This is a genomic window from Advenella sp. EE-W14 (assembly GCF_012923605.1).
GTDB lineage: Bacteria > Pseudomonadota > Gammaproteobacteria > Burkholderiales > Burkholderiaceae_B > Advenella > Advenella alkanexedens.
The window spans coordinates 396,103-420,148 of sequence record NZ_JAAVNG010000009.1 but is presented as its reverse complement, the minus strand read 5'-3'; the positions used below and the strand labels follow the sequence as shown (position 1 = coordinate 420,148).

At 50.4% G+C, this 24,046-nt stretch carries 23 protein-coding genes and 2 riboswitches; of the genes, 14 read left to right on the top strand and 9 right to left on the bottom strand.

Going from position 1 to position 24,046, the window contains the following annotated elements:
- Positions 1-22 precede the first annotated feature (22 nt).
- From HCX92_RS09355 to HCX92_RS09325, 7 genes are read right to left on the bottom strand one after another with little or no spacing between them, the layout of a single operon-like run.
- On the bottom strand, positions 23-1,432 hold the full coding sequence (locus HCX92_RS09355) for an MmgE/PrpD family protein (protein WP_169294671.1): 1,410 nt from the start codon (positions 1,430-1,432) through the stop codon (positions 23-25).
- Positions 1,429-2,469, bottom strand: coding sequence for a TauD/TfdA family dioxygenase (locus HCX92_RS09350; RefSeq protein ID WP_169294670.1), 1,041 nt, complete (start codon positions 2,467-2,469; stop codon positions 1,429-1,431). Before HCX92_RS09350 ends, HCX92_RS09355 begins: the two co-directional genes overlap by 4 nt.
- Entirely contained in the window at positions 2,447-2,815 is a 369-nt protein-coding gene (locus tag HCX92_RS09345) for a DUF4387 domain-containing protein (RefSeq protein ID WP_169294669.1), read from the bottom strand. The genes HCX92_RS09350 and HCX92_RS09345 overlap by 23 nt, the downstream gene beginning before the upstream one ends.
- A 2-nt stretch (positions 2,816-2,817) precedes the next feature.
- Complete coding sequence (locus HCX92_RS09340) at positions 2,818-4,188, bottom strand: acyclic terpene utilization AtuA family protein (RefSeq protein WP_169294668.1); 1,371 nt, start codon at positions 4,186-4,188, stop codon at positions 2,818-2,820.
- Between the two features lie 53 nt (positions 4,189-4,241).
- Positions 4,242-5,030 carry an amino acid ABC transporter ATP-binding protein gene (locus HCX92_RS09335; RefSeq protein ID WP_211182333.1) on the bottom strand — a complete coding sequence of 263 codons (789 nt, stop codon included), beginning with the start codon at positions 5,028-5,030 and terminating at the stop codon, positions 4,242-4,244.
- Between the two features lie 13 nt (positions 5,031-5,043).
- Positions 5,044-5,979 (bottom strand): amino acid ABC transporter permease, encoded by a 936-nt coding sequence (locus tag HCX92_RS09330; protein ID WP_248290033.1) that lies wholly within the window; start codon positions 5,977-5,979, stop codon positions 5,044-5,046.
- Positions 5,980-5,992: 13 nt separating this feature from the next.
- Positions 5,993-6,886 carry a transporter substrate-binding domain-containing protein gene (locus HCX92_RS09325; protein WP_169294667.1) on the bottom strand — a complete coding sequence of 298 codons (894 nt, stop codon included), beginning with the start codon at positions 6,884-6,886 and terminating at the stop codon, positions 5,993-5,995.
- A 261-nt stretch (positions 6,887-7,147) separates the two neighbouring features.
- Between HCX92_RS09325 and HCX92_RS09320 the strand changes: the two genes are divergently transcribed.
- Positions 7,148-7,690, top strand: coding sequence for a MarR family winged helix-turn-helix transcriptional regulator (locus tag HCX92_RS09320; protein WP_169294666.1), 543 nt, complete (start codon positions 7,148-7,150; stop codon positions 7,688-7,690).
- 34 nt (positions 7,691-7,724) lie between these two features.
- On the opposite strand, the gene HCX92_RS09315 is transcribed toward HCX92_RS09320, so the two are convergent.
- Complete coding sequence (locus tag HCX92_RS09315) at positions 7,725-8,567, bottom strand: DNA-binding transcriptional regulator (protein ID WP_169294665.1); 843 nt, start codon at positions 8,565-8,567, stop codon at positions 7,725-7,727.
- 123 nt (positions 8,568-8,690) lie between these two features.
- On the opposite strand from HCX92_RS09315, the gene HCX92_RS09310 reads away from it, so the two are divergent.
- The 9 genes from HCX92_RS09310 (at position 8,691) to HCX92_RS09270 (ending at position 18,993) form a co-directional block, all read left to right on the top strand.
- A complete protein-coding gene (locus tag HCX92_RS09310) occupies positions 8,691-9,602 on the top strand; it encodes an alpha/beta fold hydrolase (protein ID WP_248290032.1) in 912 nt (303 codons plus the stop codon).
- A 41-nt stretch (positions 9,603-9,643) separates the two neighbouring features.
- Positions 9,644-11,458, top strand: coding sequence for a bifunctional 3-(3-hydroxy-phenyl)propionate/3-hydroxycinnamic acid hydroxylase (locus HCX92_RS09305; RefSeq protein ID WP_169294664.1), 1,815 nt, complete (start codon positions 9,644-9,646; stop codon positions 11,456-11,458).
- 19 nt (positions 11,459-11,477) lie between these two features.
- Positions 11,478-12,440: a 3-carboxyethylcatechol 2,3-dioxygenase gene (locus tag HCX92_RS09300; protein WP_169294663.1), complete on the top strand. Its 963-nt coding sequence runs from the start codon at positions 11,478-11,480 to the stop codon at positions 12,438-12,440.
- A 21-nt stretch (positions 12,441-12,461) separates the two neighbouring features.
- Positions 12,462-13,253 (top strand): 2-keto-4-pentenoate hydratase, encoded by a 792-nt coding sequence (gene mhpD, locus HCX92_RS09295; RefSeq protein ID WP_169294662.1) that lies wholly within the window; start codon positions 12,462-12,464, stop codon positions 13,251-13,253.
- Positions 13,254-13,294: 41 nt separating this feature from the next.
- Positions 13,295-14,272 carry a tripartite tricarboxylate transporter substrate binding protein gene (locus HCX92_RS09290; RefSeq protein WP_248290031.1) on the top strand — a complete coding sequence of 326 codons (978 nt, stop codon included), beginning with the start codon at positions 13,295-13,297 and terminating at the stop codon, positions 14,270-14,272.
- 36 nt (positions 14,273-14,308) lie between these two features.
- On the top strand, positions 14,309-15,262 hold the full coding sequence (locus tag HCX92_RS09285; protein ID WP_169294661.1) for an acetaldehyde dehydrogenase (acetylating): 954 nt from the start codon (positions 14,309-14,311) through the stop codon (positions 15,260-15,262).
- Positions 15,263-15,291: 29 nt separating this feature from the next.
- Positions 15,292-16,311: a 4-hydroxy-2-oxovalerate aldolase gene (dmpG, locus tag HCX92_RS09280; protein ID WP_169294660.1), complete on the top strand. Its 1,020-nt coding sequence runs from the start codon at positions 15,292-15,294 to the stop codon at positions 16,309-16,311.
- Positions 16,312-16,611: 300 nt separating this feature from the next.
- Positions 16,612-16,707, top strand: a riboswitch (glycine riboswitch).
- Between the two features lie 42 nt (positions 16,708-16,749).
- Positions 16,750-16,848, top strand: a riboswitch (glycine riboswitch).
- A 25-nt stretch (positions 16,849-16,873) separates the two neighbouring features.
- A complete protein-coding gene (locus HCX92_RS09275; RefSeq protein ID WP_169294659.1) occupies positions 16,874-17,491 on the top strand; it encodes a trimeric intracellular cation channel family protein in 618 nt (205 codons plus the stop codon).
- Between the two features lie 194 nt (positions 17,492-17,685).
- A complete protein-coding gene (locus HCX92_RS09270; protein WP_169294658.1) occupies positions 17,686-18,993 on the top strand; it encodes a hemolysin family protein in 1,308 nt (435 codons plus the stop codon).
- A 4-nt stretch (positions 18,994-18,997) separates the two neighbouring features.
- Here HCX92_RS09270 and HCX92_RS09265 read toward each other — a convergent pair whose 3' ends face one another.
- Complete coding sequence (locus HCX92_RS09265) at positions 18,998-20,254, bottom strand: MFS transporter (protein WP_169294657.1); 1,257 nt, start codon at positions 20,252-20,254, stop codon at positions 18,998-19,000.
- 311 nt (positions 20,255-20,565) lie between these two features.
- On the opposite strand from HCX92_RS09265, the gene HCX92_RS09260 reads away from it, so the two are divergent.
- The 4 genes from HCX92_RS09260 to HCX92_RS09245 are packed head-to-tail and all read left to right on the top strand — an operon-like array spanning position 20,566 to position 24,046.
- Positions 20,566-21,615, top strand: coding sequence for an ABC transporter substrate-binding protein (locus HCX92_RS09260; protein ID WP_169294656.1), 1,050 nt, complete (start codon positions 20,566-20,568; stop codon positions 21,613-21,615).
- A gap of 10 nt (positions 21,616-21,625) precedes the next feature.
- Complete coding sequence (locus tag HCX92_RS09255; RefSeq protein WP_169294655.1) at positions 21,626-22,441, top strand: alkaline phosphatase family protein; 816 nt, start codon at positions 21,626-21,628, stop codon at positions 22,439-22,441.
- The gene (locus HCX92_RS09250; protein WP_248290030.1) at positions 22,438-23,274 is read left to right on the top strand and encodes an ABC transporter permease subunit; all 837 of its coding nucleotides are present in this window, start codon (positions 22,438-22,440) and stop codon (positions 23,272-23,274) included. The genes HCX92_RS09255 and HCX92_RS09250 overlap by 4 nt, the downstream gene beginning before the upstream one ends.
- Positions 23,267-24,046 carry an ABC transporter permease gene (locus HCX92_RS09245; protein WP_169294654.1) on the top strand — a complete coding sequence of 260 codons (780 nt, stop codon included), beginning with the start codon at positions 23,267-23,269 and terminating at the stop codon, positions 24,044-24,046. Before HCX92_RS09250 ends, HCX92_RS09245 begins: the two co-directional genes overlap by 8 nt.

The following is a 24,046-nucleotide window of genomic DNA, read 5'->3' as shown; positions in this document are numbered from 1 at the left end:
TGTGAATCCGCTCCTTGGTAAGTCAGGCGATATGAGTGCAATGCTCAAAGAGTTTGCTTACCGGCTGGTTAGTGTCTAGCAACATCAATTTTTGGTAAAGCGCTTGCGTTGTTGGTGTGCCAAGTATTGGGTCTGCCAGACTCATGAATTTTTGCTGTACGGCTTCCTGCGTAGGCATATCATCGGGTTCGCCACGCGGTGCATATTGGAAATACCGCAGTGTTTCTCCCGAGTTCAGCTTAATCTCAACCACAGCAGAAAATGCGGTGGGGAAGTTGGCCTCACATTCGGCATCTTCAAACACTTCAATACGCTCCATGAGTTTGAAAATTTCTGGGTCAGCCAACGCCGGTTCATAGTCATCCCAACCCATGCGGCGGTGCTTAAGGGCAATCGCCATGCAAAGGTGGGTTGAAAACTGGCAGTCCACCACGTTTCGGGGTTTTCGGCGGCGTTCCTGAGGCTCGCCAACTACAAACACGCTGCGACGTGCCATGCCTACTCGCACGCTGGCCACATCGGCTGCCGTGAAAGCGTGTTGCTGCTGCAGGGCGGCCAGGGCATCCAGCGGCGCATGAATGCCACGGCAGCAAGGGTAGGGCTTGATACCGGACGCCATAATTTCCCATTTCTGGCCCAAATCCTGTACCGCCAGTGCGGGTTCCGGACGGGGCGAGTAGACATTGAAGAAACCTTCACGGCCTTCAAAGGCTTGTGTGGCACCGGTGTAACCCTGGCTGGCGAAGACGGCACTTGTCAGGCCGCCGGCAGCGGCATAGCCCACATGAAAGCGCTTGGTCCATGCCCCATTAACGGCAAACTGTCCGGTGCCCGCAGACTGGCTGAGTGCGGTACCGAAGGCATGGGCCATTTGGCTGGCATCAAGCCCCAGAATGTTGCCGCAGGCTGCTGCCGCGCCGAACACGCCAACGGTGGCAGAAGGATGAAAACCGCGTTCGGCGTGAGCCTGCGAAACGGCACCCAGAGCTACCCGGATCATTACCTCGTAACCGGCTACAATGCCGGTTAGCAATTTTTGCGTGGAGCAGCCGGCCATTTGTGCCGCAGCGAAAGCGGCCGCGATCACTGGGGCGCCAGGGTGGAGTTGGGCACGCGCATGGGTATCATCAAAGTCCATGCTGTGAGCAGTTGCGCCGGCCAGGTGGGCCGCTGCCTGGGGAGACCATTGTCCCTTGCTGCCCATGACATGGATCGAGCCGCGGTCACCCTCAAGGCAATGCAGGGCTTTTTTCATGCAGAGCGTAGAGTCAAAATCCTGTGAACGGATAATGATCCCGCTTAGGTCCAGCACCAGCACTTTGGTGCGTTCGACAACTTCGCTGGGCAGATCCTGAAACCTCAGGTTGGCCGCGAAGGCAGCAAGTGTATCGGTGACGGCAGGCAGGTTCAGTACGGTTTCAGGCTTATTCATACAGCGGCTCCAGCTAATGTTTCAGTGGTTTTTTCTTGGGCAGGAATGCCACGACGCACGAATTTTGCAAAATCCGGCGACAATTGCATACTGTCAGGCAGGTTGACCCACATACGCAGCAGGTAGCGTTTGCGACCGTCATCGTGGTCAATGTAGTTGGTGCGGGCGTGCAGGGTCATGTAGTTGTTGATGATTTGAATATCACCGGGTTCCAGCATCATGTCGATCCGCATGTCTTCGCGTATTGCCAGTTCGTGTACATATTCAATGGCAGCCTGTTGCAGCTCGGTCAGGGGAACACCGTGTTTGCGGGCACCCGTTTCAATGATTTTCTTGGCAAAGGCGCAGTTGACGCGGCCATTGTTATACTCAAATACAGGGATGCGTGTTTCAGTGACTTCATTAGGGTCACCGCTGGGGCCGTAGCCACGATAGTCATGGTAGAAGCCGTCGTAAAGCACTTCCAGGTATTCAGGATGATTCTCAAGAATTTCGTTATGAATGGCGACTGAACTGGACAGGCTGCTGATCCCGCCTTCCTTTGCTTTTTCAATGCACAGCAACATCACTACATCAGCCAGATCTGTATGGGGGTCCAGAATTTGATTGGTGGTGTTGTTGCGTCGGTTGGGATCGTCGCTTTTCAGGCCCAGGTCAGTGACCGGTGCCATCGTGTCGCCCTTCACGTTGTGTGAAATGATCTGGCCAAGATGGGCGCCCAAACCCCAATAAAGGGTTCGGGTCTGCTCGTCATCGTATTTATTCAAGGGCAAGCCGCGAATGACCACGAAGCCACGACCATGGCGGATCTGCTTGTCAATGTCAGCCAGTTTAGCCGACAAGCGGGGCAGGGGGAATTGTTCTTTGGTGAACTCACCCCAGCGCAGACCTTCACGTTTTACGTGTTCGCAGGCGTTCTGCAAGTCTTCCAGATCGGTGGCGTCCAGGTGGTAGATCCAGGATGTATCGTTTTGCAGGTCGGGGCCTTTCCAGGCAGTGGCATCAGTGACACGTTCACGCAGGATAAGTTTCTTCATTTTTCAACTCCATAATTGGGGTAGGTTGGGCAGGCATGTCAGGAACGACGACATCAACAAGCGGTGCAAATTGTTGGCCGCCAAACAGGTCGGTGTCTTCAGGGGACCCCGAAGTTACCGGACGGGGAATGGTAACTTTGATGGCATTGGCGGGGTCGTAATGAAACAGCTTGACGACCTCAGCGGGCACCTTAAAGGTGTGTGCCATCAATTCAACGGAAAGCACGCCGCTATTGGCGACATGACGGTAGGTTTCGGCATCGGGAAACATAATGTCAACGGTCAGCAGGAAGGGGCCGGCGTTTTTGGTGCGTATAAGTTTGGCGAAATCGCGTAATAGGGCCATGATCAGATCTCCTCGTAGCGGATGCGGTGTAGCTCAAGCGGGTGGTCCAGCTCCACCACATGATTGAGTACGAATTGGTAAGCGGGGTCTAAACTCCAGAAATGCGGGGCAATCGGAAAGGCCAGGTTTGACACCAGACCCTGCCATTCTGGGACAGTGTGGTGCAGTACCATGTGAGCCGCCTGACCCGCGATGGCATAAGCCACCTCCTGGGTTTCGGCCTGGCTGACCATCAACACACCGACCTCGGTGGGTGTCTTGCCCTGGGTGGGTTCACGTGGGCCCAGTACGCCGCTGTGGCCGTATAGTTTGAAATCAATGCGGTATTTGCCCGCCATTGATTCTCCATAAACCGCATCAATATTGTTGCGGATGGAGTCTTGCAAACCACCAAACCAACTGTCGAATTGACCCAGGATCATCGGGTCGCGTACGCCACCTAATACCATGGCGCGATAACCGGTTTTTTTTGCGCCTTCCAGTTTCACGGTATAAGGTTCAGGGTGAAAAGCACTACCCGAAACTCTGACAGTGCGTTCGCTTGATGCTTCGTAACGAGCATGGGTCAGATCCATTACACCGCCGGGTTCGCGCATCATGTAGGGGTCGCCGGTTTCGTACAGGGCGTGCGCGGCAACACTTAGTGGAGAGCAGCTTTGGGTGGGGCTCACCGGTTCAAGCTCAAAGTAATCGTCGGTGATCGTGCAAATCATGCCTTCGGGTTTCTCCATGCTGACCACGGCTGCACCCCCGCACTCCATGATCTTGGCCGCGTGCCAGCACAGTCCGGGCGGGAACCCTTGCGCGACTGGAATGGCGGCGAAAATAGCGGCATCCGTCGAGCGACCGGCCAGGATCACTTGCGCTCCATTGGTCAGGGCTTCCTGATAGGCTTCAGCACCCATCATCGCCACGATATGATCCGTGTCGCGCAGGGTGTCTTCGTCAATTTCCGGCGCTGGATCCAGTGCACGGAATTTTCCTTCCCGGTATTTTTGCAGGAGTAGTTCGCGATCAGGTTCAGATTCAATGATGGCGGTTTTGAAATTCAGGTTCTCCTCGCGTGCAATTTCCTGCACGATCTCCCAAACCCAGTTAAGGTTCCAGTCCCCTCCGCTGCCTCCGCAGGAGCCAATCATGAGTGGGATATCCACTTGGCGGGCGCCTTTGATCAGAATGCGCAAATCGCGTTTGACAGCGCCATGTGAGAAGAAGGGTTTGTTACCCCCCAGATTGGCTGGGCCACCGTCTGTTGAGCCGGCATCACATCCAATGAAAGCCAGATCTGGACTGAGTGCCGCCATGAAGTGGTCTTCTGAAAATCCCACGCCAAGTACACCGGTCGGGGATAGATATTTAATTTTTTTCGTCATGAATTAGGTATCCATTCAATATCTTTTGTTAATGAGAAAATAAAAAAAAGTGCTCACATTACCCGTGAAAGGAACGTGCGCAATCTGTCTGTTTTAGGGTCGGTCAGGGTGCTGCGCGCATCGCCTTGTTCAACGACACGACCGTTTTCCATGAAAATCACCCGGTCGGCCGCTTCGCGGGCAAAGCCGATTTCATGGGTAACTACCACCATTGTTTTCCCGGCTTTAGCCAGGTCGGTTACCACTTTCAGAACCTCACCAACCAGTTCAGGGTCAAGGGCGCTGGTGGGTTCGTCAAATAGCAATACTTTGGGGCGCATGGCCAACGCACGGGCAATTGCAACCCGCTGTTGCTGGCCACCCGATAGCTGGGGTGGGTAAGCATCCATTTTGTGAGATAATCCCACTCGCTCAAGCAGGTGTTCAGCCAGTTTCCGGGCATCAGCAACACTGTCGCCCAGTACCCTTGTAGGGCCTTCCATGATGTTCTCTGCAACGGTCATGTGCGGAAACAGTACGAATTGCTGGAAGACCATGCCCAACTCACGACGCTGGCGTGCCACCGCCTTTGCATTGAGCGCCAGCAGCTGGTTTTTATGACGACGAAAACCCAATAGCTCGTCGTCCAGATAAATGGCCCCGCCTTCAAGAGACTCAAGCTGATGCATGCACCGGATCAAAGTGGATTTTCCCGAACCGGACGGTCCGATGATGGCCACCACTTCGCCTTCGTGCACATCAAGGCTGACATTATCAAGGGCGACATAACGGCCGTAGTATTTCGTGACGTTTTCAGCCCTGAGTATTTTGCGTTTTGGGCTGTGTGAAGACGATACAGTCATGTTCAATGTTTCCTCAGGCAGTGGTTGTTTCGGCAGCGATGACTGCAGTTCGTTGGTGTCCTCTGGAGTAATACTTTTCCAGGCGGAACTGGATGAGGTACAGGCAGGAAATCACGACCAGATACCAGAAAACGGCAACCATGAGCAGCGGCACGATTTCGTAGGTACGGTTATAAATGGTCTGTACGGCAAAGAGTAAGTCGTTCATGGCAATGACGGATACCAGCGCGGTGGCCTTGGCCATGCTGATGACCTGGTTGCCGGTGGGGGGAATGATAAAACGCATGGCCTGAGGTACGATGATGCGAAAAAATGACTGGGCTGGTGTCATGCCGATAGCCTTGGCGGCATCGTGCTGACGTTGATCCACAGAGAGCAGGCCGGCACGCATGATTTCCGCCATATAAGCACCTTCCGCCAGACTTAAACCCAGGACGGCTGCGGTGAAAGGGTTGATCAAGTCAATGGTGCGCCATTCCACCCAGGGTTCGCCAAAGGGCAGGCCGATTGAAACGGTAGGTAGCAGATAGGCCAGGTTGTACCAGAACAGTAATTGGATCATGAGTGGTGTGGCACGAAAAGCCCAAAGATACACGTTGGCGGCTCGTCGACCAGGCCCGTAATCGCTCATGAGCAGTAAGGCGGCAATGGTTCCTACCAGTACGCCCCCCACCATACTGATCACCGTTAATGCCAGCGTAACACCCAGCCCTTCCAGAATGGCGGGCGCAAACAGGTAGTTCAAAACGACGGGCCATTCGAAGCGCGGGTTACTGATTAAAAACCAGATTAACCAGACTGCAATGAGGACTAAGGCGATTGTGCCCAGCCGCCGTGACAGACTGGCAGGGTAAATGGCTTTGGAAACATCATCCACGCAATTTTGTGGTGTGGAGGATGCAGGAGGCACAGTGGATACTGCGCCAGAGGTCATGGATAGGTTAGTCATGATTATGCCTGGCTCATCGTTTATTTGAGTTCGGATTCAACTGGATCACGTCAATACTGGCCGGCGCCAGACCCCAGTTATCAAGAATTTTTTGGTATTCACCGTTATCGACCAGATTTTGCATGGCAGTGACCATTACGGGTGATAGTGGGGAGTTGTTTTTAAGTATCATACCCAGTCGCAGTGTGGTCAGCGTATTGGTTTCGTCTGTTTGTGCCGTATATTCGCCTGGACGGGTTTTAAGCAAGTGGAGCGCTGCGGCATACTGCATGGAAAAGGCGTCGGCACGGCCGGACTGGGCGGCAAGCAGGGTGGAGTTCTGGTCTGGCATGACGATTTGTTGCGTTTTTTTAAGACCTGCTTTTTCGCACATACCATCCATGATTTCTACTTCACGAATGGCGGCAGACCCGGACATGACAGAAATACGACGACCACAGAGATCCAGGATTTTTTCTGTTTTCAATCCGTGTTGAGTGGGTAGAATGAAAGCGGGCTTGCTCAGGAGCCAGGGGATAACGTCATAGCGTTTTTCGCGTTCTGCTGTTGCGAGTGCTGGACCGAAGGAAATATCGTAGCGGCCGGTGTCAACACCTGTGAAAATAGCGGGTCCATTGGCAACAACGGTGGTTTCAAAGGGTACGCCCAGCTGTTTTTGCAGTGCCTGCATCAGTTCCACTTCAAGGCCTTTCATTGTGCGGCCATCTTCAGCGGTAATGCGGTAGGGGGGTAACTGGTCGCCAGCTACGTGTATTTTGCCGGCTTTTTTGACGGCTTCAGGCAGTTCCTTGTATAAAGGGGCTGATGAGTTTGCATGGGTAGTCAGTGCATAGCCAGCGGTTAGCAAGCTGGATGTTGCCAGTACCACTTGTCTTAGCAAGCGCTTTTTCATGAAGGAACGAAGCATGGTTTGTCTCCTGGATAAACAACGGATTGTTTGATATATATCATTTAAATTATTATCAATAACAATTATTATCGATATCTTTTGTTATTGATATAAGTAAAATCCCTAGATGTGAGAAAAGCCTATTTTTTCAGTTACTGGCATTAGCTTTCTCATCGTGATCATGTACTATATAAAATATATGCATATTACGGAGTTTGATTGGGGAGATTACCATGTTCAGATTACAAACAATCATCACCCAATTTTTATAAAAATATTATGGACCAAACCACTAAACTGTCGCACGCTTCGTCACAAATCCGGCCACGAGACGAAGATAAGGCTGTTTCCAAGGCACCTACCACCACTGTCTGGCGTCCTTCATTAACACCCGAAATGGTGGGTTTTCGTTTGCTTAAACTAACCAACCTGCTCACACGGCCGTTTTTCGGCAAGTTTGCCAAGCAGCATGCCCTGACGCTGACCGAGTGGCGAACCATCGTTGTACTGGCCAATCGTCCAGGTATTGCATCGCAAGATATCGCTGCACTGACGGGGCTGCATCCCATGAATATTAGTCGTGCCGTGACAGGTCTGCGTAATGCAGGTCGTGTGCGTGACGAGCGTGATCCCGACAATCATCGGCGATCCCTGCTTTGGTTAACTGATTTCGGGCAACAGACTTTTCGTGAAATTGCTCCTCATTCCGAGCAACAGGCTGCCTTTCTGCTTGAGCCATTCACCGAAGAAGAACTGCAACAACTGGCGACGATGGTTGACAAGCTCGTAAAACGGGCCGAGGAATTCACTGAGGGCGAGTGAGGTGGTAAGTCATTGGTCACATGTATTGATTCAATCACTTTTCGCATGCGTCACGACTGTTTTTAGATTCAATCAATAATTGCTGCTTTTCCATCATTGATTCAATTTTTGAGGAAATATCCTGAAGCGGTTGGATAAACTTTACTTCCGCTTCTTTTTTACTCATGGCTTTGGTCAGATAGACCACATTCAAACAACCCAACACGCGCGTTCTGTGAATAATGGGGACCGCAATGGCACTGATTTTTTGCTGATCGGACCAGTCTCCCCGATTCCACGCAAAACCGGCATTTCTTACGCTTCTTATTAAATTTTTTATATAAGCGCTGTCATTGGCAAGTGCGGCCTGTTCTTCTCCGGCACTTCCCGAACGTAATAGGCTTAAAATATTTTCTTGTTCTGAATCATTAATATTGGCAAAATACGCCCGCCCGGCAGAAGTCAGCAGCATGGGAAGGCGTCGGCCCACCATGGCCCGATGAAACGATAAAGGGCTGTAGCGGTGCGTGGTTTCGCGAATAATCATTTCACTGCCGTCCGAAGTGGTTAAGTCTGACGGCCACACGATGCGCTGCATCAGCTCGCCCATCAGCGGTGCGGCCATAGAGGAAATCCATTCATCATCAGTAAAACCTTCACTTAATTCACGTACTTTTATCGTTAAGCGGTAAGTGTCATCCGAATCGCTGCGCCTGACCAGTCCCTCGGTTATCAGGGTTTCCAGTAAACGCCTTACCGTTGTGCGATGCAGCCCGACCATCTGGCTAAGCTGTTGCGATGAGGCGTGGCCACTTTGCATCTGGTTCAATGCCTTCAGGATGGCAAGTCCGCGCGAAAGTCCACGTACATGGGCATAATTTGTTGTTTTGTCAGTCATTGTTAAATCTTCTTTTAAATACGTGTGTGCACTCCTTGCACATATTGGATATTTTTTTTCTGTAAAGTGGCAATTCCCTTAGACTTGATCCATATCAAACTTAAAACAAATAAGGAGCAAGTCATGACAATGGTCAATCATGTATCACCCGCTGGATATCAAAGTGTTTGGGCTGATTTGTGTGGTGTTTCATTTACGCAGGGCTGGTTGGATGCAAACGGTATTTCTACCCGTTTTTTGCATGCGGGACAAGAGGATAAACCCGCTCTTATCATGTTGCATGGTGTGGGCGGGCATGCCGAAGCCTATGTGCGCAACCTGAAGGCGCATGCTGAGCATTTTAATTTATGGGCCATCGATATGATTGGCCATGGCTGGACCGATAAACCGGAGGGTGCCCGTGAGATTTCACATTATGTGGATCATGTCCTGAAAGTCATGGATAAGCTGGGTATTGAAAAAGCGTCTTTTACGGGTGAATCGCTGGGCGGTTGGGTCGCTGCACGTTTGGCCATTGATTATCCTGAACGGGTGGAGCGCCTGGTGTTAAATACAGCGGGTGGTTCGCAGGCTGATCCGGTGGTGATGGAACGCCTGAGGTCTTTATCGATGCGTGCGGTTGAAGACCCGTCATGGGAATTTATTAAGGCCAGGCTTGAATGGTTAATGGCTGATAAAAGCAAAGTGAACGATGATCTTGTGGCCACACGTCAGGCCATTTACGCACAGCCCGGCATGATTGAGGCCCAGCGTGGCAATATGGCGCTTCAGGAAATGGAGATCCGCCAGCGCAATATTTTACGGGCCGAAGATTATGGCCGTATCAAAGCACCCACATTGGTGCTGTGGACATCAGACGACCCGACCGCGGACGTGACGGAAGGTCGTCGCATGGCCTCCATGATTCCGGGGGCTTTGTTTACCGTGATGGATGGGTGTGGACATTGGCCCCAGTTTGAAGATGCGCAAACCTTTAACCGTATTCATGTGGATTTTCTTTTAGGTAAAGAAGTTCCCGAGGCATCTACCGTCTGATTTAAACAAAAAAACCAAATACAAAAAAGTCTGGAGGAGATATGAATAATGTCATGGACCTGGCAGGGGGATCCGTGTATCCTGAACAATTATCGGCTGACGTTGCTATTATTGGTGCAGGCCCTGTAGGATTGATGATTGCCAATATTTTAGGCACTCAGGGCGTAAGCGTCATCCTTATCGAAAAGCTCGATACGATTATTGATTATCCACGCGCTATCGGTCTGGATGATGAGGCCTTGCGTGTGTTCCAGTCGGTGGGGCTGGCAGATGAACTCATGCCACATATTACCCCTTTTCACTGGATGCGTTTTATAACACCGCGTGGGCGCTGTTTTGCCTCTATTGAGCCTCGTACCGAAGAGTTTGGCTGGTCACGTCGAAATGCTTTTCACCAGCCTTTGGCAGATCGCATTTTATACCAGGGATTAAGCCGTTTTCCTGCTGTCAAGGTCATGTTTGGACAAACGGTTGGCAGTTTTACCCAGGATGAACAAGGCGTTACGCTTAATCTGGAAAGTAATGAAGGCGTAAAAAGTACGGTCAGGGCTTTTTATATGGTGGGCGCCGATGGCGGCAACAGTTTCGTTCGCCGTACCCTGAACCTGCCTTTCGAAGGCAGAACAAAGGCCAATCAATGGATTGTTCTTGATGTTCGTCATGATCCGGTAGGTACGCCAAATATTTATCTGTATTGTGATCCCGAGCGGCCTTATGTATCTGCCGCATTGCCGCATGGTGTGCGCCGTTTCGAGTTCATGGTGATGCCGGGTGAAACCGAAGAGTCCTTTAATGACCCGGTAAAACTGGCCGAGCTGGTTGGCAAAGTGGTTACTGATCCGACTGGCGTGGATTACATCCGTAAACGTGTTTATACGCATAATGCGCGTCTTGCCGCCCATTTCAGGGTGAACCGTATTTTACTGGCGGGTGATGCCGCCCATATTATGCCTGTCTGGCAGGGACAGGGGTATAACAGCGGTATTCGTGATGCCAGCAATTTGGGCTGGAAACTGGCGATGGTGATTAAAGGTACCGCCGCAGATTCATTACTGGATACCTATGGCACAGAGCGCCGCAATCACGCACGTTCAATGATTCATCTGTCTGAAGTGGCAGGTGATATTTTTGCACCTTCAAGTAAGTTTGGGGCCAATTTGCGTGATGGTCTGACGCTTTTGTTAAATGCCATTCCGCCGGTTAAACGCTATGTGGTTGAAATGCGATTTAAACCGATGCCCCGTTATGAATCAGGCGTGGTTTTGCTGCCTGAGCCCAAACCCCACGGTAAATTGGCCCGCTGGCTTGAACGCCGGGGTAACTCCGCGCTTGGAAGAATGCTGGGTTTGATGAGTGAGAAGCGTGACTCCCTAATGGGACGTCTGGTGCATGGCCGGGATCCTCTGGGTAATTCTCCGGTGGGACGCATGTTTATCCAGCCTTTTGTCCGTACTCGGGATGGTCAGCTTGTCCGGTTTGATGATGCTATCGGAAACCGTTTTGCCATTGTTTCCTGGGGTACCGATCCTACGTTTGGTTTGAGCGATGAGGCTCGGGCAGTATGGAAAAAACTGGGTGCCTGTTTTGTTGTGGTCAAGCCCGAGGCTCAAATGGCTTTTACGGATGATGTTACTGAAGACCTGATTGTGCTTGGTGACGCAACGGTGAAAATCAAGGAGTGGTTTGGCAGTCAGTCTGACTCTGTTTTGTTATTACGCCCCGACCGTTTTATTGCCGGTATGTGTTCACCACAGCAGGTATCTGCTTCTATTCTGGCTTTAGGTAAAAAACTGGCCTTGACCAAAATCGTTTGTTCGGCGCAGGAAATTAACAATATCAAGAGGAATGCAGCATAGATTGCGGCAGGAGTTTTATATGACAATTATTTTGGAGTGTTTATCTCACACCCCTTTGCAGGGCTATCATGATCCTGTACCCGAGATTCTGGCCGAGGTGGAAGCATTGCAGGCTGCCATGAAAAAAAGGGTGCAGGCTTTCGATCCCGAGTTGGTCGTTGTGTTTGCACCGGATCATTACAATGGTTTTTTCTATGATCTCATGCCACAGTTTTGTATTGGGGTCGAGGCAACCTCGATTGGTGATTATAAAAGCCTGGCGGGGCCGCTTGATGTCCCCAGAGATATTGCGCTGGCAATGAACGAGGCGGTACTTGCGGCGGATATTGATATTGCGTTGTCATACCGCATGCAGGTTGATCATGGGTTTGCCCAGGCACTTGAGGTCCTTTTGGGTGGTTTGGACAATTACCCGGTGATACCCGTATTCATTAACTCTGTGGCTCCTCCGATGGCGAGTTGTCGGCGTTCGCGCTTATTGGGGGATGCGATTGGCCGTTTCCTTTCCGGTTTGAATAAACGCGTGCTGCTTGTCGGTTCGGGCGGGATTTCTCATGAGCCCCCGGTTCCTGAAATCGCCAATGCTTGCGCCGAGGTTGCCGAGCGCCTGATAGCCGGACGCAATCCCACCCCCCAGGCCCGTGCCGCGCGACAGGAGCGCACGATTTCCGCCGCCAGACAGTTTACGTCTGGTGACAGCAGCCTGCGGCCTCTTAACCCTGAATGGGACAGGAATTTTTTAGATATTCTTGCCCGTGGAGACTGGATGGCCATTGATGACATGAGCAATGACTCAATTACCGAACAGGGTGGCAAGTCTGCCCATGAAATTCGTTCGTGGGTCGCTGCATTTGCCGCTTTAAATGCTCATGGCCCTTATAAAGCATCTCTTGATTATTACCGTCCTATTCCCGAGTGGATTGCCGGTTTTGCAACCATGCAGGCACAGTCTTTGAGATTGGTTGAAAGTGTCGCCGCATAAATCAAATACGAAGGATATTAAATGACTGATTTGAAAGTATTAAAAAATATTGCGGACTGTCTGCTTAACGCAGAAAAAACAGGGGTGGCGGTGAGCCCTGTCAGGGACTTGCTCACGCCGGGAAATGAGGACGATGCTTACGAAATTCAGAAAATCAATGTAGCGGCAGGGCGTGCGCAGGGACGCCGTGTGGTGGGTAGAAAAATAGGCTTGACCTCGCTTGCCGTACAGCATCAGCTTGGGGTGAGTCAACCTGATTTTGGTACCTTGTTTGCTGATATGGTATTTGGCAGTAATGAGCCCATTGCCTATGAAAGGACGATGCAGCCAAAAGTTGAAGCGGAAATTGCCCTGGTTCTTAAGCATGACCTGACGGCAGCAGACGCGACCTTGATTGATGTGATGGGGGCGATTGATTATGCCCTGCCCGCCATTGAAGTGGTGGGCAGTCGAATCAAAAACTGGGATATTTCCTACGTGGATACGGTTGCTGACAATGCTTCCAGTGGCTTGGTGGTGATTGGTGCCGTACCGGTTTCCTTAACGGGCCTGGATCTTGGAGCCGTAAAAATGGAGATGTTTCGGGATGGTACATCTGTCTCGGCAGGGCAGGGATCGGATTGTCTGGGGCATCCGCTCAATGCGGCGGTGTGGCTGGCCCGTAAATTAGTGTCACTGGGAGAACCGTTGCGTGCGGGTGACCTGATCTTAACCGGTGCATTAGGTCCGATGGTTGCGGTTGAACCCGGGCAACGGTATGAGGCAAGAATTAGCGGTGTGGGTACTGTGTGTGCCTGCTTTTCTGATAAATAAAAATACTTTAAGTTTTATTTATAAATAATACGGAGACAACGATGTTTTTTAAAAAACATACCTTACTTGGTGCGCTGTTTATTGCCTGTATGGCCGTTAGTACACCTTCAATAGCACAAACTTATCCTGAGCAACCGATTACCATGGTTCTGCCATTTCCAGCCGGTGGTGTGACCGATGTGGTTGCCCGTTTGGTTGCACAGGAAATGCAGGAAAGCATGAAACAGCCTGTTATTGTTGAAAACAGGCCGGGTGCAGGGGGGCAAATAGCCGCGCATAGGGTCAAAAACGGCAAAGCCGATGGCCATACGGTTTTTGTGGCTGCAACAGAAATGTTTGCCATTAATCCAACGCTTTACCAGGATTTTTCATTTGACCCAATTGCAGATTTCCACCCGGTCACAACGCTGGTAACGTCGCCTCTGGTTTTGGTGGTTCCGCAGGACAGTCCGATTAACTCGGTCAATGAGCTGATCGCCCATTCCAAAAAACAGGAAAAAGGGATTGACTATGCCTCACAGGGCATCGGTTCAATCGGGCATTTGCTGGGTGGATTATTCATAGAAAAAACCGGCGCAAAATTAGTGCATGTTCCCTATCGTGGGTCTTCTCCTGCTTTGCAGGATGTGATGAGTGGTCGTGTGGCCATGATGTTTGATCCCATTATTACGACATCGCCGCTTATAAAGGGAGGCAAGCTAAAACCATTGGCCATTGCATCCGAGAAGCGTTCTGCCTTGTTACCCGATGTGCCTACATTGGCTGAGTTGGGTATTGATGGTGTGGATGCCGGCGTGTGGTTTGGTGCTGTTGTAAAAAAAGGAACGCCTGAGCCTATTGTTGAGCGTTTGAATCAGGAAATTGTAAAAGCCATGGAATCGTCAAAAGTGAGTCAGCGTTTTACAGAGCAGGGGTTGGAGCCGATCCCAATGACATCCAAACAGTTTGGTAATTATCTTGAACGTGAAAATACACAATGGATTCCACTGGTTAAGGCCAGTGGCGCAAGAGTTGAATAAGGTATTTCATGGACCAGCAGTAAAAGGAGAAGCACAATGAGTAAAAAGCTGAAAGCCGCTATTATCGGTTCGGGTAATATCGGTACTGATTTGATGATTAAAATTTTGCGTCATGGCAAACATATAGAAATGGGGGCCATGGTGGGTATTGACAGCGCATCGGATGGTCTTGCCCGTGCGGGCCGTTTAGGTGTGGCTACAACCCATGAGGGCGTGGAGGGGCTGTCCCACCTTCCGGTGTTTGACAGTATTGATATTGTTTTTGATGCCACAAGTGCCGGGGCACACCTGAAAAATGACAAATTCTTACGTGAGTTGCGACCGGATTTAAGAATGATTGATTTGACCCCGGCCGCTATCGGACCCTATTGTGTGCCGGTGGTTAACGGCGAAGCACATCTTGATGCCTTGAATGTGAATATGGTGACATGCGGCGGGCAGGCCACGATTCCGATGGTGGCAGCCGTCTCTCGTATTGTTCCTGTCATGTATGCTGAAATTGTTGCCAGTATTTCAAGTAAAAGCGCCGGTCCGGGCACACGGGCCAATATTGATGAGTTTACCGAAACCACTTCTACCGCGATTAAGGCGGTAGGCGGGGCTCAGCAAGGAAAGGCCATTATTGTTTTAAATCCGGCTGAGCCACCGCTTATCATGAGAGACACCGTTTATTGTTTGAGCGAGCCGGGCGATGAGGACGCCATAGAGGAATCAATAGCTCAAATGGTTGGCGACGTACAGCAATATGTACCTGGCTATCGTTTAAAACAGAAGGTACAGTTTGAACGTATTTCTGAAAAACATCCGTTAAATATACCTGCTGTTGGTCGTGTGAGTGGCTTAAAAACGTCTATTTTCCTGGAGGTTGAGGGGGCGGCCCATTACCTTCCTGCCTACGCGGGAAATCTTGACATTATGACCAGTGCAGCCTTAATAACTGCCGAAAAGATGGCCGCACGGATTATTAATCAATCAGAAGTCAGTATTTGACTGCACGCGCTTAAAAGGAACACTGAGTAATGAAAGATAATAAAAAGCTTTATATTTCTGACGTGACTTTGCGTGACGGCAATCATGCTATCCGTCACCAATATTCGATAGGGCAGGTTAGGCAAATTGTTAAGGCGCTTGATGATGCCAGGGTAGATTCTATTGAGGTTGCACATGGTGACGGTTTGCAAGGATCGTCATTTAACTATGGTTTTGGCGCACATACCGATCTTGAATGGATTGCGGCTGCAGCCGAAACGGCCAAGCATGCAAAAATTGCCACTTTGCTTTTGCCCGGTATAGGGACCATACATGATTTGCGTGCTGCCTATGATGCCGGTGCGCGGGTGGTGCGCGTAGCGACACATTGTACCGAAGCTGATATTTCAAGGCAGCATATTGCCTATGCCCGTGAACTTGGCATGAATGCCGTTGGCTTTTTAATGATGAGTCATCTAACAAGCCCCGGGGAACTGGCTAAACAAGCCAAATTGATGGAATCGTACGGTGCCACTTGTATTTACGTTGTGGATTCAGGTGGCGCTTTGAGTATGGATGGGGTCAGGGACAGGTTTCGGGCCTTTAAGGATACGTTGGATCCAAACACTGAAACGGGTATTCATGCCCATCATAATCTTGGTTTGGGTGTTGCCAATAGTATTGTCGCGGTTGAAGAAGGGTGTGACCGGGTGGATGCCAGTTTAGCCGGTATGGGCGCGGGAGCGGGAAATGCACCACTGGAAGTTTTTATTGCTGCTGCCGATCGTCTGGGGTGGAATCATGGTTGTGATTTATACAAGCTGATGGATGCGGCAGATGATTTGGTTCGTCCTTTGCAGGATCGCCCGGTGCGTGTTGACCGGGAAACACTGGCCTTGGGTTATGCGGGGGTCTATTCCAGCTTTTTACGGCATGCTGAAGCAGCGGCACAACGCTATGGGTTGAAAACGGTTGATATTCTGGTTGAACTGGGTCGTCGTAGAATGGTGGGGGGGCAGGAAGACATGATTGTTGATGTTGCGCTGGATTTGCTGGCAGCTGAAAAGTAATTTTTTTCCTGTTTGATTATTGATTTTCTTCATTTGTTCGCTCCCACGCTCCGTGAACTGACCCTAAAAAGTTGGGTACCCATTTTTGCGCTCCCACGCAGGAGCATGGGAGCCAGAAAAGTATTGGAAATGGAAAACAGGACCAATAAGGCTTATTTGTGGTGAGCAGCGCGTTTCCGGGCGAAGTGAACTGAGCCTCCACCCTGTTCCCATGCTCCAGCGTGGGAAATCATAATTTATGCCGGATATTAATTTAAATTTTTACCATCTCACAAAACAGGATTTACTTGAAGTATAATCCTCTGCTTCGCAGGAGAGAGGGGCTGGCTAAAGCGTGGTTCCCGCCGAAGGCGCAAACTCCCATAATCGCTCAGGCATCGTAACTGCGAAACGTATTCGAATGGTGGCTGTTTTCTTGACAAGGACAACAGCACAATCGTAACGCCAGCTGGAGAGAGGTTGTTTGGCAACCCACCGAAGGGGCAAGCCGTTTATATAACTGCATAAACTCTCAGGTAAAAGGACAGGGGGAGAGGCAGCATAAAACAACAAGGATTCAAGTTTGCTTCTCTATATTTATATCGTGGCGATTACCGCCGAGGCCATGTCGGGTGCGCTTGCCGCCGGCCGACGCAATATGGACATGTTTGGTGTGGCTTTCGTTGCCTTTATTACCGCTTTGGGCGGTGGTACGGTGCGTGACATGTTGCTGGGCAATTACCCGGTTTCCTGGACCCAGCACCCCATGTATATCCACATCACGATTCTTGCCGGCCTTTTTACCATGGTGGTTGCCCGTTACATGCATCGACTGCATTCCATTTTCCTGGTGCTCGACGCAATGGGTTTGATCGCCTTTACCGTTATTGGCTGTAATGTGGCCCTGAAGCTGGAATACAGCACCACCGTTGTTATTATGGCGGGTATTACCACCGGTATCTTTGGGGGCATATTGCGTGACCTGTTGTGTAATCGCACGCCCATGGTGCTACGCAAGGAACTGTATGCCAGTGTTTCGCTGCTGGTTGCCATATTGTATTTATGCCTGCGGCACTGGGGTGTTAGCCATGACATTAATTTGCTGGCTTCATTCAGTTTTGGTCTGGCTTTGCGTCTTGCCGCCATTCGCTGGCGCTGGTCTTTGCCGGTGTTTACCTACGCCCCCGGGCGATGGAGCTAGCCCGGGTTGCCCAGTAAGGATGGAAAATCAACAGCCAGTATCCAGCGGCTCTTTATCTTTTCAATGGGTTGTTCAGGCTGGACGCATAATGGTTCAGCGATAGGGGAAACCATGCCTCTAAGAAGCCGGTTTCCATTGCCATTTCCTGTCAAATGGTACAAAATCACAGGGTTACAGACTCTTAGTGGTTGTTTATGTCGGTTGGTGATTTGCTCACACACGTGTTTTTTCTTTTGCTGCTGATTATTATCAGTGGTTTCTTTTCCATTTCGGAAATTTCCCTGGCCGCTTCACGCAAAATCAAGCTGCGTCTGCTGGCCAATGAGGGTAATGCCAAAGCACAAGAGGTGCTGGCCTTGCAGGAAAACCCCGGCAACTTTTTTACCGTGATCCAGATCGGGCAAAATGCGGTAGCGATTATGGCCGGTATCGTCGGTGAAAGCGCCTTGTCACCTTATGTGGCCACACTTGTTTCGGTTATTTACAACGGGCCTATGCTGGGCACTTGGTCATTTTTGCTGTCCTTTTTACTGGTCACGGCCTCGTTTGTGATGTTTTCAGACCTGATTCCCAAGCGCCTTGCCATGGCCCGGCCTGAAAAACAGGCCATGGCTGTGGTCAAGCCCATGAAGTTTTGCATGCTGGTGTTTGCGCCCCTGGTGTGGTTGTTCAGCAGTATGGCCAATCTCATTCTTCGTCTTATGCGGGTACCGCAAGTGCGCGAAGAGGAAATTACCGGTGATGATATTGTGGCCCTGGCCGAAGCCGGCGCACAGGGCGGTGGAGTCTTGCAGCAGGAACAATACATGATTCGCAACGTGTTCGAGATGGATTCGCGCATTGTGCCTTCTGCCATGACGCCACGTGAAAGCATTGTGTATTTTTCCCTGAATGAAACCGAAGAAAATATCCGCCAGAAAATCGCCGAATTTCCACATGGCAAGTTTCCGGTCTGTCAGGATACGCTGGACCACGTGATTGGTTATGTGGATTCCAAGGATATTTTGCCCCGTATCCTGCAGGGCAAGGATTTATCTCTTAGAACCGCCCCCATTGTCCGCAAGGTGCTGGTGCTGCCCGATACACTCACCCTGTTCGAGGCGCTTGAGCAGTTCCGGGCAGCCAAGGAAGATTTCAGTCTGGTGGTGAATGAGTACGCACTGGTGGTGGGCCTGCTAAGCCTGCAAGATGTCATGAGTACCGTGATGGGGGATTTGGTGGGTTCCCTGCAGGAAGAGTGGATTGTAAAACGCGATGACCATTCCTGGCTGATGGACGGCATGACACCTATCGAGGAGGTGATGGCCGCCCTGACCATTAAGGAATTTGAGGGTTTTGAAAACAATTACGAAACCATGGCCGGGTTCATCATGTACAAGCTGCGTAAAGTGCCACGTCCCACCGACTTCGTCTTGTATGAGGGCTACAAGTTCGAAGTGGTGGATATTGACAATTACCGGATTGACCAGGTACTGGTGACCCGGCATGAGGAAGAAAAATAAAGTTTTAACGGTTGATTGGGTTAATCAAGTGGGAAGCCACCTTGTGCTGGCGCTTTCTTGATATGCCAATCAGCAAGGCGGCTGTGGCCATGATGCCTGCAGTCATGATGAATACGGCCGTCATTCCATACAGGTTTGCCACCATGCCACCGGCAACCGGGCCCAGGACCATGCCAAGATATTGGGCAGACGTTGAGTAACCCAGTACGGTGCCGGCAATATGGCCCGACACATTATGCCGGATCAGGGCGGTAATGGCTGGCATCAGGCCGCTTAAGCCAATCCCCATTAAAAACCTTAATACAATAAATTGCCAGTCAGCCCAGGCAAAGGCCTGTAAAAGCAGGGTCAGGGCGGTAAACAGGAAACAGGCAACCAGCACGCAAAGATGGCCTTTCTGATCACCCAGTCGGCCAATTCTGGCCGATCCCAGCAGGCTGCCAAAGGCAGTGACTGAAATGGCAATACCAGCCAGCAATGGAATGTTTTGCGTGAGGGTGTGCAGGCTGGCCATGTACAGGGTGATGATGGGTTCAACCGAGTAATTGGCAAACATTAACAGGGCGGCACAGCCAAGCATTAACAGGACCAGGTTGCGGCTGGGGGCGTTTTGCCAGAAACCATCGGATTTGTTCACGATTTGGCTGGCAGCCGCCTTCCGTTTGAAACGGGTTTCTTTAATTAAAAAGGCCGTTGCCAGAAAAGCAATAAAAATAACCCCGGCAGCCAGAAAAAAAGTATTTCTAATGCCAATATAACCGGGCAGCAATCCACCCACCAACGGCCCCAGCAGGTTGCCCGCCAACATGCCGGCAGCATGGGTGCCTACGGCCCAGCCGGTATGTGCTTTGGGGGTTTGGGTGGCCACCAGAATCGTGGCCCCAGAGGCATACCCACCTAAAATGCCAATTAACAGACGCAGGCCAAACAGCTCCTGCACATTCCCCACCATGCCCATTAAGGCAATACAAAAGGCCATCCCCAGGCTGGCGCGGATCAAGATGGGCTTGCGGCCAAAATGGTCGGCAAACTTACCCCAGACGGGAGCCATCAGGCCCGCTGTCAGGAAGGTGGCGCTAAAAGCATAACCTGACCAGCGAATAATGGATTCGGGGTCGGTTTCTCCCAGTTGCTCAATGTAGATGGGCAGAAATGGCAGCACCAGCGTCATGGCCATTAAGGTGGTAAATGAACCGAATACGCACACGTACAGGTTGCGTTTCCAATGTTCTTCCTGGCTTTCCTCTTGGATTGTTTGCATTGCTGTGCCTTTGACTGATGAAGTGATTGGATTTTTAAATTGATAAAAGTCAGATTTATTATGATGGGAAATGGGAATGATGAACAAGACCATTTCTTATACTGGTATTGGTTATACCTGATACTGGTAATGATAGGCTGTTATCTGTTTTGCATGACATGGCTGTATGCCGAATAAGGGTGTTTGCTTAATGCCTTGCAATTTGTTGTGCATGTCATGAATTGGCAATAAAGCATCCTTATACTCGGTTCCTCCTTATTCTTATGCAAAAGGCATATTGTGTGCCTTGTTTATTTTCCCAAGGAAGAACAATGAGTTTGAAAAAAGCATGGCTGGCAGTCTGTCTGGCATCGTTGCCATTGGTGGCACAGGCACAATCCGCTGATTTGACTTCGCTTATTGAGGCGGCAAAAAAAGAAGGTCGTGTGGATAGTGTGGGTATGCCTGACTCATGGGCTAACTGGAAAGATACCTGGGCTGACCTGAAAACCAACTACGGGCTGGAACACCAGGATACCGATATGTCTTCGGCACAGGAAATTGCCAAGTTTGCGGCAGAAAAAGAAAACGCAACGGCTGATATTGGCGATGTTGGCCAAAGTTTTGGCCCTATCGCGGTTGACAAGGGAGTGACCCAGGCCTACAAACCCACCACCTGGAATGAAATTCCTGAATGGGCGAAAGACAAGGAAGGTCATTGGGCAGTGGCTTATACCGGCGCAATCGCTTTCATCATCAATAATGACACGGTTAAAAACGCACCCAAAAGCTGGAAAGACCTGACCTCTGGCAAGTATAAGGTTACGTTGGGAGATGTCGGCGTAGCGGCACAGGCCAACAATGCAGTGCTGGCTGCGGCGGTTGCCTTGGGTGGCAATGAAAAAAACGTGACCCCAGCCCTGGAACTGTTTGGTGAACTGGCCAGGCAAAAACGTCTGTCATTAAGCAATCCCACACTGGCCACACTTGAAAAAGGTGAAGTGGAAGTGGGGGTGCTGTGGGACTTCAATGCACTTAACTATCGTGACCAGATTGATCCCAAGCGTTTTACCGTTGTGATTCCTGAAGATGGCTCAATCATGGCGGGTTATGCCACTATTATCAATAAATACGCCAAGCACCCCAATGCGGCCAAACTGGCGCGTGAATACATCTTTAGCGATGCAGGCCAAAACAATCTGGCCAAGGGTTATGCCCGTCCCATTCGCGACAAGGTTGTGTTGACTGAAGAAGCCAAAGCCAGGTTGTTGCCTGCCGAAGCGTACAAAAATGTTCAGCCCATCAAAGACCAGGCCGCCTGGGATGCCTTGTCCAAGAAGCTGCCTGAGCTGATGCAGGAACATGTGCTGATTCATCAATAAGTCCAAAACCATGCATCAACATAAAGTTATACTGATTCTTATCGACGGCTTGGGTTGGCATGTGGCCAGGCACGCCATGGGTTATTTGCATGCGTTATGTGAAAGCCGCCAGGCCTCGGTGTTCAAGCTGCAGTGCGAGCTGCCATCGCTGTCCCGTCCTTTATACGAATGTATTTTAACGGGCAGCAATCCGGTGGTGTCCGGTATCCGGCATAACCAGATTGTGCAACTTTCCAAACAGGAAAGCATTTTTCATCTTGCCCGCAAGGCTAGGCTGAAAACAGCGGCCGCTGCTTACAGCTGGATCAGTGAACTTTATAACCGCGCACCGTATGATGCGGTGCGCGACCGTTTTACCAATGATTCTTCATTGGCTATTCAGCATGGTATCTTCTATCATGAAGATACCTATCCAGACTCCCATTTATTGCTGGATGCCGAGCATTTGCGCACAACCCATGATCCCGATTTTCTTTTCATTCATACCATGAATGTGGATGATATGGGGCATCGTTCGGGTGGGGACAGTGCCGATTACCGTAATGCGGCCCGTAAAGTGGACGTGTTGTTGTCGCACTATTTGCCTGTCTGGCAGGAGCAGGGTTATAAAATTATTGTCACTGCCGATCATGGAATGAATGTCGATCGTAGCCATGGCGGGCATTTGCCCGAGGAAAGGGAAGTGCCGCTTTTCCTGGTGGGGCAGGGGTTTAATCACAAGGCTGCGGGCACTGAAATCAAACAGGTTCAGATACGGGATTTGTGTGCGTTGGCCTTGGGTCTTGCCGTCAACCGGAACGATGAACTGAAATCTTTCCTCTCATGATGCTCGCCAAGCCTTCCAGGGCCCATTTATGGCTCTTTGTTCCTTTTGTGTTGATGCTGGGCGCTTTTTGCCTGGCTCCCACCTATTGGGTGCTGGTTAACAGTTTTATGGCAGACGAGGGTGGTTTTACGCTGGCCAATTATAAAAAAATTTTAAGTAGCAAGTTTTACCTGATTGCCATTGAAAACAGTTTCTGGTTATCACTGTACTCCAGTTTTCTGGGACTGCTGATTGGCCTGCTGGCTACTTCGTCCTTACGATTCGTGCAAGGCAGGGTTCGGCAATGGGTGATTGCCTTTGTGAATATGAGCAATAACTTTGCCGGCGTGCCCCTGGCATTTGCGTTCATTATTATTTTGGGAACCAATGGTGCCATTACGTTGTTGTTGAATAAAACGGGGTTTCTGAACGGGTTTGATTTATACACCCGTGCCGGCTTGACGGTGGTGTATACGTATTTTCAGATTCCCTTGGCTATTTTGCTGCTTTACCCGGCATTTGATGCCCTGAAGGATGACTGGGAGGAAGCATCCCGATTGCTGGGCGCCAGTACTTTTGATTACTGGCGCAAGGTGGTGCTGCCCATTCTTTTCCCTTCCTTACTGGGTACTTTTGTGTTGTTGCTGGCCAATGCACTGGGTGCATATGCCACGGCTTTTGCGCTCACGGCCAGTAATGTTAACCTGATCCCGATTCGTATCGGGGCCCTGGTGGCCGGTGATATTTCCCTGAACCCGAACCTGGCCGCGGCGCTTTCCATTGTTCTGGTTGTACAGCTGGTCATGGTCACCATGATTAACCAGTGGCTGATGCGCAGGAGACGTTATGCATAAACAGGACTCCAGACAGGGCATGCATCTGCTTGTGATTGGCGTGGTTATGTTGATCTTGCTGGTGCCCTTGCTGGCCACTTTTTTGTATTCCATTTCAACTTCCTGGGGCGCAACCATTTTGCCTGATGCCTTAAGCTTGAAGTGGTATGTGCAACTCTGGAGCGATCCTCGCTTTCTGATGGCCTTTGGCCGATCTGTTTTACTTTGCATGGTTTCCATTATCGTTAGCTTACTGGTGATTCTGCCATTGGCTTTTATGATGGAATACCGTTATCGGCAATGGCAGAAAATCATGGATCTGGTGATTCTGCTTCCATTTGCCATGCCGCCAATTGTTGCCACGGCAGGCTTGCTGCAAATTTATGCCGGCTCACCCATGATGGGTACTCCCTGGATTCTGGTGGGCTGCTATTTCACGATTGTGTTGCCCTTTATGTATCGTTCCCTGGTTAATAATCTGCGGGCCCTGAACCTGCATGATTTGATGGATGCCTCCAGTTTGTTGGGCGCCAGCAGTTGTCAGGGGTTTATGCAAGTGGTGCTGCCCAATATCCGCAAGGGCATTGCCTCGGCCTGGTTCATTGCTTTTTCACTGCTGTTTGGTGAATTCGTTTTTGCCAATATGCTGGTGGGAACCCGCTTTGAAACCCTGCAGATTTACCTGTTCAATATGCGCCAGACCAGTGGTCATTTTACCAGTGCTATTGTGATCAGCTATTTTGTGTTCATTCTGCTGTTTACCTTGCTTGCCAACCGTTTCAATAAAGCTTAA

What these genes read in the sequence shown, in the direction of transcription:
- HCX92_RS09355 (WP_169294671.1), bottom strand. Translation starts at nt 1,432, where the DNA reads ATGAATAAGCCTGAAACCGTACTGAACCTGCCTGCCGTCACCGATACA.
- HCX92_RS09350 (WP_169294670.1), bottom strand. Translation starts at nt 2,469, where the DNA reads ATGAAGAAACTTATCCTGCGTGAACGTGTCACTGATGCCACTGCCTGG.
- HCX92_RS09345 (WP_169294669.1), bottom strand. Translation starts at nt 2,815, where the DNA reads ATGGCCCTATTACGCGATTTCGCCAAACTTATACGCACCAAAAACGCC.
- HCX92_RS09340 (WP_169294668.1), bottom strand. Translation starts at nt 4,188, where the DNA reads ATGACGAAAAAAATTAAATATCTATCCCCGACCGGTGTACTTGGCGTG.
- HCX92_RS09335 (WP_211182333.1), bottom strand. Translation starts at nt 5,030, where the DNA reads ATGACTGTATCGTCTTCACACAGCCCAAAACGCAAAATACTCAGGGCT.
- HCX92_RS09330 (WP_248290033.1), bottom strand. Translation starts at nt 5,979, where the DNA reads ATGACTAACCTATCCATGACCTCTGGCGCAGTATCCACTGTGCCTCCT.
- HCX92_RS09325 (WP_169294667.1), bottom strand. Translation starts at nt 6,886, where the DNA reads ATGCTTCGTTCCTTCATGAAAAAGCGCTTGCTAAGACAAGTGGTACTG.
- HCX92_RS09320 (WP_169294666.1), top strand. Translation starts at nt 7,148, where the DNA reads ATGGACCAAACCACTAAACTGTCGCACGCTTCGTCACAAATCCGGCCA.
- HCX92_RS09315 (WP_169294665.1), bottom strand. Translation starts at nt 8,567, where the DNA reads ATGACTGACAAAACAACAAATTATGCCCATGTACGTGGACTTTCGCGC.
- HCX92_RS09310 (WP_248290032.1), top strand. Translation starts at nt 8,691, where the DNA reads ATGACAATGGTCAATCATGTATCACCCGCTGGATATCAAAGTGTTTGG.
- HCX92_RS09305 (WP_169294664.1), top strand. Translation starts at nt 9,644, where the DNA reads ATGAATAATGTCATGGACCTGGCAGGGGGATCCGTGTATCCTGAACAA.
- HCX92_RS09300 (WP_169294663.1), top strand. Translation starts at nt 11,478, where the DNA reads ATGACAATTATTTTGGAGTGTTTATCTCACACCCCTTTGCAGGGCTAT.
- mhpD (WP_169294662.1), top strand. Translation starts at nt 12,462, where the DNA reads ATGACTGATTTGAAAGTATTAAAAAATATTGCGGACTGTCTGCTTAAC.
- HCX92_RS09290 (WP_248290031.1), top strand. Translation starts at nt 13,295, where the DNA reads ATGTTTTTTAAAAAACATACCTTACTTGGTGCGCTGTTTATTGCCTGT.
- HCX92_RS09285 (WP_169294661.1), top strand. Translation starts at nt 14,309, where the DNA reads ATGAGTAAAAAGCTGAAAGCCGCTATTATCGGTTCGGGTAATATCGGT.
- dmpG (WP_169294660.1), top strand. Translation starts at nt 15,292, where the DNA reads ATGAAAGATAATAAAAAGCTTTATATTTCTGACGTGACTTTGCGTGAC.
- HCX92_RS09270 (WP_169294658.1), top strand. Translation starts at nt 17,686, where the DNA reads ATGTCGGTTGGTGATTTGCTCACACACGTGTTTTTTCTTTTGCTGCTG.
- HCX92_RS09265 (WP_169294657.1), bottom strand. Translation starts at nt 20,254, where the DNA reads ATGCAAACAATCCAAGAGGAAAGCCAGGAAGAACATTGGAAACGCAAC.
- HCX92_RS09260 (WP_169294656.1), top strand. Translation starts at nt 20,566, where the DNA reads ATGAGTTTGAAAAAAGCATGGCTGGCAGTCTGTCTGGCATCGTTGCCA.
- HCX92_RS09255 (WP_169294655.1), top strand. Translation starts at nt 21,626, where the DNA reads ATGCATCAACATAAAGTTATACTGATTCTTATCGACGGCTTGGGTTGG.
- HCX92_RS09250 (WP_248290030.1), top strand. Translation starts at nt 22,438, where the DNA reads ATGATGCTCGCCAAGCCTTCCAGGGCCCATTTATGGCTCTTTGTTCCT.
- HCX92_RS09245 (WP_169294654.1), top strand. Translation starts at nt 23,267, where the DNA reads ATGCATAAACAGGACTCCAGACAGGGCATGCATCTGCTTGTGATTGGC.